The following is a 6,385-nucleotide window of genomic DNA, read 5'->3' as shown; positions in this document are numbered from 1 at the left end:
CCCTCCCCCGGCCGGCGCGGGGGCCCGGGCTGCGGTCAACCTCGGGGCGCGGGCAGGCCCCGCTCGGCCCCCGCCGCGCGGGGGGGCCCCGCGCCGCCGTGGCACCGGAGCTGCCGCCGGACTTCCGGGCCGTGCTGCGCCCCTACCAGGAGCGCGGGCTGGCCTGGCTGCGGACCATGTCCGGGCTCGGCCTCGGCGCCGTGCTGGCGGACGACATGGGCCTCGGCAAGACCGTCCAGACCCTCGCCCTGCTGGCTGCCGAGAAGGCCTCCGAGGAGGTTCCCGAGCGGGCCTCCGGGAAGGCCTCCGAACGGCCCGGGGGCGCCGTCGGCCCGACCCTCCTGGTCTGCCCGATGTCCCTGGTCGGCAACTGGCAGCGCGAGGCCGAGCGCTTCGCCCCCGGCCTGCGGCGGTACGTCCACCACGGGTCCGGTCGCCTCGGCGCGGAGCAACTCGCCGCGGCCGTACGGGGCGTGGACCTGGTCATCACCACCTACGGGCTGGTCCAGCGCGACCTCGCCGCCCTGCGCGCGATCCGCTGGCGCCGGGTGGTCGCCGACGAGGCCCAGCACATCAAGAACACCGGCACCGCGCAGTCCCGGGCGATCCGGGCGCTGCCCGTCACCCGGCACCGGATCGCCCTCACCGGCACCCCGGTGGAGAACCGGCTCGCCGAACTGCACGCCGTCCTGGACTTCGCCAACCCCGGCCTGCTCGGCCCGGCCGAGCGCTTCAAGGAGCGCTACGCGATCCCGGTCGAGCTGCACCGCAACCCCGAGCGCACCGCCGAACTCCTGCGCCGCACCGCCCCGTTCGTGCTGCGCCGGGTCAAGTCCGACCCGGCGGTGGCGGCCGAGCTGCCCGCCAAGCAGGAGATGACCGTCTGGTGCAACCTCACCGCCGAGCAGGCCGGCCTCTACCAGGCCGTGGTCGCCGACCTGCTGCGGCGGGTCGAGGGCATCCGGGGCGTGGAGCGGCGCGGCACGGTGCTGGCCTCGATCGGCAAGCTCAAGCAGGTCTGCAACCACCCGGCCCAACTGCTGCACGACGGTTCGGCGGTGGGCGGGCGCTCGGGCAAGGTCGCCCGGCTGGCCGAACTGCTGGAGGAGGCGCTGGCCGAGGGGGACCGCACACTGGTCTTCACCCAGTACGCCGAGTTCGGCGCGATGCTCCGCCCGTACCTGGAGCGCCGGCTCGGCGAGGAGGTGCTCTACCTGCACGGCGGCCTGGCCCGGGCGCGCCGCGAGGAGCTGGTCGACCGCTTCCAATCCCCGGACGGGCCACGGGTGTTCCTGCTCTCGCTGCGGGCCGGCGGCACCGGCCTCAACCTGACCGCCGCCAACCAGGTGATCCACCTGGACCGCTGGTGGAACCCGGCGGTCGAGGAGCAGGCCACCGACCGCGCCTTCCGGATCGGCCAGCGCCGGGACGTCCAGGTCCGCCGACTGGTCTGCGTCGGCACCGTCGAGGAGCGGATCGACGAACTCCTCACCGCCAAACGCTCGTTGGCCGAGGCGGTGGTGGGGGAGGGGGAGCGCTGGCTCACCGACCTGCCGGTCGACGCACTGCGCGAACTGGTCGCCCTCACCCGGGAGGACGCCGTGGCCGAGGAGGACGTGTGACCGGGTCCGGCACCGAGGAGGACGCGTGACCGACGAACCGAGACCGCCCGTGGTCAACGTCGCCGCCTACTGGCGCGGCGACTTCACCCTGAGCCCCGCCCCGGCGGAGGAGGACGACGGCCCGGACGAGCCCTCGCTGCGCCGCCTCGGCCGCTCCGGCGTCACCGCGTACGGCCGCGACCTCGCCGTCGTGCTGGCCCCCGCCTACGAGGCCTTCCGGAGCTGAGCACGACGGCCGCCGTGCGGTAGCGTCGCGCGGGTGACCGACACCCACGAGACCGGGCCGGCCGGTGAAGCCGAGCAGGCCGGCGCGACCGGGCCGACCGACCCCCGGCTGGCCGACTTCGAGCGGCACCGGCGGACGGTCTTCGGCATCGCCTACCGGATGCTCGGCAGCGTCGCCGACGCCGAGGACCTGGTCCAGGACACCTGGCTGCGCTGGAGCGGCGTCACCGGACCGGTCGCCAGTCCCGGCGGCTTCCTGGCCCGTACGGTCACCAACCTCGCCCTCAACAAGCTTGACTCGGCCGCCGTCCGCCGCGAGTCCTACGTCGGCCCCTGGCTGCCCGAGCCGCTGGTCGCCGAGCCGGACGCGACCGACGGCGTCGAGCGGGCCGAGACCGTCTCGGTCGCCCTGCTGGTGGTGCTGGAGAGCCTGTCCCCGCTGGAGCGGGCGGTGTTCGTGCTCAAGGAGGCCTTCGGCTTCTCCTACCAGGAGATCGCCGAGGCCCTGGACCGCACCGAGGCCGCCTGCCGCCAGGTCGGCAGCCGGGCCCGGGCGCACGTGCGCGCCCGCCGGCCGCGCTACGACGCCCCGCCCGAGCTGCGCCGCCGCGCCACCGACGAGTTCCTGGCGGCCTGCGTCGGCGGCGACCTCAACCGGATGCTGGAACTGCTCGCCCCCGACGTCACCAGCTGGACGGACGGCGGTGGGGTGATCAGCGCCGCGCTGCGGCCGGTCACCGGCGCCGACAACGTCGCCCGCTTCGTCCTCGGGGTGCTCCGCAGGCTGGGCGAGGGGGCCGGCGTCCGTCCGGTGCTGGTCAACGGCGTGCCCGGCGTGGTGGTCACCTTGGACGGCGCGGTCGACTCCGTCACGGTGTTCGAGTTCGCCGAGCAGCCCGACGGCGCCGTGCGGATCTCCGAGATCCGCGCGGTCCGCAACCCGCGCAAGCTGGCCCACCTGACCGGCCCGGCTTGACCCTCGACCAGGTCGAGCCCGCAGAGTCACCGGCATGGAGAGCGAGCTGCACAGCATCGGCGAACTGGCCCGCGCCAGCGGCCTGGGCGTCGGCACCCTGCGCTACTACGACGGCGCCGAGGTGCTCACCCCGGCCTGGGTCGACCCGCAGACCGGCTACCGCTGGTACCGGCCCGGCCAGCTCGCCGACGCCCGGCTGCTGGCCCGGCTGCGCCGGGTCGGCCTGCCACTGGCCGGCATCCGCGCCGTGCTCGGCGCCGCGCCCGGCAGCGGCGAGGCCACGCGGGTGCTCGACGCGCACCTGAGCCGGCTGGAGGACGGCCTCGCCGACGCCCGCCGCGAGCTCTCCCTGATCCACGCGATGATCGACCAGAGGGAGCAGCCGATGACCACCACCCCCGCCGGACTCCGGCTCACCGTCCCGGCCGAGGAGCTCGCGGCGGCCCTGGACGCGGTCCGCTTCGCGGTCTGCGGGCGTCCGGAGCTGCCCTCGCTCGCCGGCGTGCTCTTCGAACCGGACGGACCGGTGCTGCGCCTGGTCGCCACCGACCGCTACCGGATGGCCCTCGCCGAGGTGCCCGCCACCGGCGACACGCCCGAACGGCCGGTGGCCGGCACGGTCGTCCCGACCGCGCTGGTGGACGCGCTGCGGGCGCTGCTCGGCGCGGGCGCGGCCGAGGTGGCGCTCACCCTCGGGGACGGACTGGTCCGGGCCGAGGCCGGGGAGCACCGCATCGAGGGCGTCGCGTTGGACGTCGACTACCCCGACCACCGGGCCGTCACCCGGCTCGAACCGGAGCACCGGATCACCCTGTCCGCCGCCGAACTGCGCGCCGCCGTCGAGACCGGCGCCACCCGCACCCTGCCCTCCGGTCCGGACGGCGCCGACTGCGAGGTCACCGTCCTGACCCTGGCCGGGGACGGAAGCCTGACGGTCGCGGACGACCCGGCCCCCGAGGGCTACCGACTGGCCGTCAACCGGGACTTCCTGCTCGACGCCCTCGACGCCGGGCGGCCCGAACAGCTGCTCCTCGAACTCGGCGGCCCGATCGCCCCGTTGGCCGTCCGCACCCCCGGGCGGGCGGGCACCTTCTCGGTCCTGATGCCCGTCCGGCTGCCCGAGTCCGCCTGACCGCCCTAACCTGACTGGCCCGACTGGCCCGACCGACCTGACCGGCCGGGCCTGCGGGGGCTCTGGAAGGATCACCGCATGAGCCCGCACACCGATCCCCGCGCCTCCGAAGTCCACGTCCCGGCTCCCGGCGGCGGCCGGCTGTGGGCGGAGCGTCGCGGCACCGGCAGCCCGGTGGTCCTGCTGCACGGCTCCGGCATGGACTCCCGGCTGTGGGACGCCGTCGCCCCGGCGCTGTCCCGGCACCACGACGTGATCCGCTACGACGCCCGCGGCCTCGGCCGGTCCGACGCGCCGGAGCAGGCCTTCGACGACGTCGCGGACCTGCTCGCCGTCCTGGACCACTTCGGTCTGCGCCGCGCCGCGCTGGTCGGCCTGAGCATGGGCGGGGAGACCGCGCTGGACTTCGCCCTCGCCCACCCCGAGCGGGTCGCCGCGCTCGGCCTGGTCGGCGCTTCGGTCAGCGGCCACGACTGGCCGCCGTCCCCGGAGACCACCGCCTACGCCGAGGCCCGGCGCCGGGGCGACGCGGCGGCGCTGGCCGAGCTGGAGCTCTCCGTCTGGGCCGCCATGGGCCGCGGCGCGCCGGGCGGCGAGCTGATCACGACGATGGTGGAGGAGAACGCGGCCCGCCGCATCGTCAGCGAGCACCACCTCGCGGGCGCGCCGGTCCGGGCGGCCGAACCGCTCCTCGGCACCGTCACCGCGCCCACCCTGGTGGTCCACGGCGACCGTGACCACCCGGAGATCGCGGCGATCGCCCGGCGGCTCGCCGCCGACATCCCCGGCGCCCGCGGCCACCTCGTCCCGGACGCCGACCACTACCTCCCGCTGCGCACCCCCGAACGGCTCACCGGGCTCCTCCTCGCCCACCTGGCCTGACTCCCCGGCCCCGGCCCGCTCACCCGGCCGGCCTCCCGGTCGGGACCGTTTGCTGCCGCTAGCACCCTGCTTGCATTTGCAAGCAGGGTGTTGCAGGCTGTCCGCATGGCCTCACTGAACGTCGGCTCGCTGGGCGAGTACATCCGCGAGCAGCGCCGCAACGCCCAGTACTCGCTGCGGCAGCTGGCGGAGGCCGCCGGCGTGTCCAACCCGTACCTCAGCCAGATCGAGCGCGGGCTGCGCAAGCCGAGCGCGGAGATCCTCCAGCAGATCGCCAAGGCGCTGCGGATCTCGGCGGAGACGCTGTACGTCCAGGCCGGGATCCTGGAGGAGCGGCGGGGCGAGGGCCTGGAGCTGCGGGCCTCGATCCTGGCCGATCCGCTGATCAACGAGCAGCAGAAGCAGGCGCTGCTCGCGGTCTACGACGCCTTCCTCAAGGAGAACGCGTCGTCGGCCTCCACGCCGACGACCGACGGCCCAGCCACCCAGAACACCCACCGGGAGGACCGGTAACCATGCCCATCACCGACGAGATCAAGAAGACCCTCGGCGACCCGACCCCGCTGTACGCCCTGGCCGGTGCCGGGGACCTCGCGTACGAGAAGCTGCGCGAGGTGCCGGGCCGGGTCGAGGCGCTGGCGGCGGACCGCAAGGGTGCGCAGGAGAAGGCGACCGCCAGGATCCAGGAGGCGCAGTCGCTGCTGACCGGGGCGCAGGTCAAGGTCGCCGAGACCGTCACCACCCTGCCGACCGACCTCAAGGCGCTGCAGGAGCGGGCCCAGGGCTTCGCCCTGCAGCAGGTGGCCCGCGCGGTCGAGCTGGCGGTGAAGGCCAAGGAGACGTACGACGAGTTGGCCGAGCGCGGCAAGGTCGTGGTGGACAAGGCCCGCCCGGGCACGCCGGACGAGGCCGAGCCGGTCGCGGAGATCACGGAGATCGCGGAGGTCGCGGAAACCGCGGAGGTCGCGGAGGTCGCGGAGGTCGCGGAGGTCGCGGAGGTCGACGCCGAGCCCGCCCCGAAGAAGTCCGCGCGGGCCCGCAAGGGCGCCGCCGACGCCGCGGAGTGACCCGGGGCGTGCCCGACACGCCCCCGTACCCCGTGGGGCACATCCGGTGACCACGGGACGTTGAGCCCGTCGCGGACGGTCGTCGTGCCAGGATGGGCAGCGGTCGCAGCGCCGGAGTCGAGAGCAGAGGAGATCGAAATGGTCGGAGTGTTGCAGATTCTGGCCTTTTCCTACCTGAACCCGATCTGGTGGGCGACCATCGCCATCCTCGCCTACAAGCTGTTCGCCCTGGCCGACGCGGTCACCCGCCGGGAGGACGCCTACCGGGCGGCCGACAAGAAGACCAAGGGCTTCTGGGTGGCGATCCTGGCGATCTCCTTCGGCTGGGACTTCCTGTTCGGGGTGAACTTCTTCACCGGCATCGGCACCCTGGCCGGCCTGGTCGCCTCGATCGTCTACGTGGTGGACGTCCGCCCGGCGATCCGGGCGCTGACCGGCGGCAGCGGCGGCCGGGGCGGTCGGAGCAACACCGGGCCGTACG

General features: G+C 74.9%; 8 protein-coding genes. All 8 read left to right on the top strand.

From position 1 onward, the window contains the following. A partial coding sequence (locus tag ACFU6K_RS27965) for a DEAD/DEAH box helicase (RefSeq protein WP_380667555.1) occupies positions 1-1,622 on the top strand: 1,622 nt, incomplete at its 5' end. Between the two features lie 25 nt (positions 1,623-1,647). After that, complete coding sequence (locus ACFU6K_RS27960) at positions 1,648-1,848, top strand: hypothetical protein (RefSeq protein WP_380667553.1); 201 nt, start codon at positions 1,648-1,650, stop codon at positions 1,846-1,848. A gap of 33 nt (positions 1,849-1,881) precedes the next feature. Next, positions 1,882-2,823 carry an RNA polymerase sigma-70 factor gene (locus ACFU6K_RS27955; RefSeq protein ID WP_380667551.1) on the top strand — a complete coding sequence of 314 codons (942 nt, stop codon included), beginning with the start codon at positions 1,882-1,884 and terminating at the stop codon, positions 2,821-2,823. Positions 2,824-2,857: 34 nt separating this feature from the next. Next, complete coding sequence (locus tag ACFU6K_RS27950) at positions 2,858-3,955, top strand: MerR family transcriptional regulator (RefSeq protein WP_380667549.1); 1,098 nt, start codon at positions 2,858-2,860, stop codon at positions 3,953-3,955. A gap of 78 nt (positions 3,956-4,033) precedes the next feature. Then, positions 4,034-4,837 carry an alpha/beta fold hydrolase gene (locus ACFU6K_RS27945; RefSeq protein WP_380667547.1) on the top strand — a complete coding sequence of 268 codons (804 nt, stop codon included), beginning with the start codon at positions 4,034-4,036 and terminating at the stop codon, positions 4,835-4,837. A 105-nt stretch (positions 4,838-4,942) separates the two neighbouring features. After that, positions 4,943-5,350, top strand: coding sequence for a helix-turn-helix domain-containing protein (locus ACFU6K_RS27940; RefSeq protein ID WP_380667545.1), 408 nt, complete (start codon positions 4,943-4,945; stop codon positions 5,348-5,350). A gap of 2 nt (positions 5,351-5,352) precedes the next feature. Next, the gene (locus ACFU6K_RS27935; RefSeq protein WP_380667543.1) at positions 5,353-5,904 is read left to right on the top strand and encodes a hypothetical protein; all 552 of its coding nucleotides are present in this window, start codon (positions 5,353-5,355) and stop codon (positions 5,902-5,904) included. Between the two features lie 138 nt (positions 5,905-6,042). Beyond that, a partial coding sequence (locus ACFU6K_RS27930; protein ID WP_380667541.1) for a DUF2516 family protein occupies positions 6,043-6,385 on the top strand: 343 nt, incomplete at its 3' end.

This window comes from Kitasatospora sp. NPDC057512 (assembly GCF_042802135.1).
GTDB lineage: Bacteria > Actinomycetota > Actinomycetes > Streptomycetales > Streptomycetaceae > Kitasatospora.
Note: the sequence above shows the minus strand (reverse complement) of the source record. Positions and strands in the feature narration are given on the sequence as shown.